The sequence below is a fragment of the Methylibium rhizosphaerae genome (genome assembly GCF_006386545.1).
GTDB lineage: Bacteria > Pseudomonadota > Gammaproteobacteria > Burkholderiales > Burkholderiaceae_C > Pseudorivibacter > Pseudorivibacter rhizosphaerae.
The window spans coordinates 1-890 of the sequence record NZ_SWAR01000161.1 but is presented as its reverse complement, the minus strand read 5'-3'; the positions used below and the strand labels follow the sequence as shown (position 1 = coordinate 890).

1 protein-coding gene and 1 pseudogene are annotated in these 890 nt (G+C 59.7%); both read left to right on the top strand.

Annotated elements, in window-relative coordinates; genetic code table 11:
- Window positions 1–131 precede the first annotated feature (131 nt).
- A complete protein-coding gene (locus E8D38_RS27915) occupies window positions 132–605 on the top strand; it encodes a hypothetical protein (protein WP_219851893.1) in 474 nt (157 codons plus the stop codon).
- 57 nt (window positions 606–662) lie between these two features.
- Window positions 663–890, top strand: a pseudogene (locus E8D38_RS28720) (hypothetical protein); the annotation flags it as partial.

The following is an 890-nucleotide window of genomic DNA, read 5'->3' as shown; positions in this document are numbered from 1 at the left end:
TCATCGCGTACTCGGCGCTGGCAAAGCTGCGTTGAGACATGGTCGTTCAGGGCTGAGGTTCGGTGCACTCACGCATGCATGTGTCGTGCCGGGTTCGGCGAATTGATCAGCGTCTCCTTAGGCATCTCAACATGCGCGCCACTCCGAAGTCCTGGAATCATTTGCCTGCGCCAGCGGATCGCGCCGATCTCGCCTTTCAAGCACTCTTCACGGACGCAGAAGCTGAGCAACTGTTCCTAGGCTTGGTGCCCGAGCAGATGGAAGACAAATGGTTTGTCTACTATGAGGACGGGTGGCTGCGATTCCACCGCAGCTGGACGGGAGCATTCATCTACGCGCTACGGCTCGATGGCTCTCCAGCTGGAGTCCGGGTCGTCGAGTCTTGGGTCAATCGCGATCCGTCGCAGTACAAGGCGACCGATACCGAATACGACCGCAAGCTCGTTCGGTTCATCATTGACGCGTTTCTCCTGCGGAAGCCCAATGTCGCCTTTCCCATGCCCTCTGGGCCCGCCTCCGCGCCAGGGGTTGTTCAGCATTCCTATGTCGGTCGAGGCTATCCTGAGTCACCCAGCAACTCGTCTGGCAAGGCGGGCGATGCCTAACCCCTCCGTCAAGGGGACTGGCCTGCGGCCAGCCCCTTACGTCGAACGTTGGGCATCATGAGGAAAAGCTCGCTGCTTGAGTTCCATTCTTCGTCGTTTGCCGTTGAGCCCGGCGAAGACAGCCACACCAATCCTGGCCTGTTTGGTAAGGCTCTGGCGCAGTGGCTGGCGCAGCAGCTTCGCATGAGGGGCTTTGCGGTCGGACAGGTCATTGCCGAAGACTTCGGCTGGTGCGCCCCTGTTGAGTCAAAGCCCCATAGCCTGTACGTCGTATGTGCAAGTGCC

Coding starts and splice junctions, on each gene's coding strand:
- E8D38_RS27915 (WP_219851893.1), top strand. CDS start 132: ATGCGCGCCACTCCGAAGTCCTGGAATCATTTGCCTGCGCCAGCGGAT.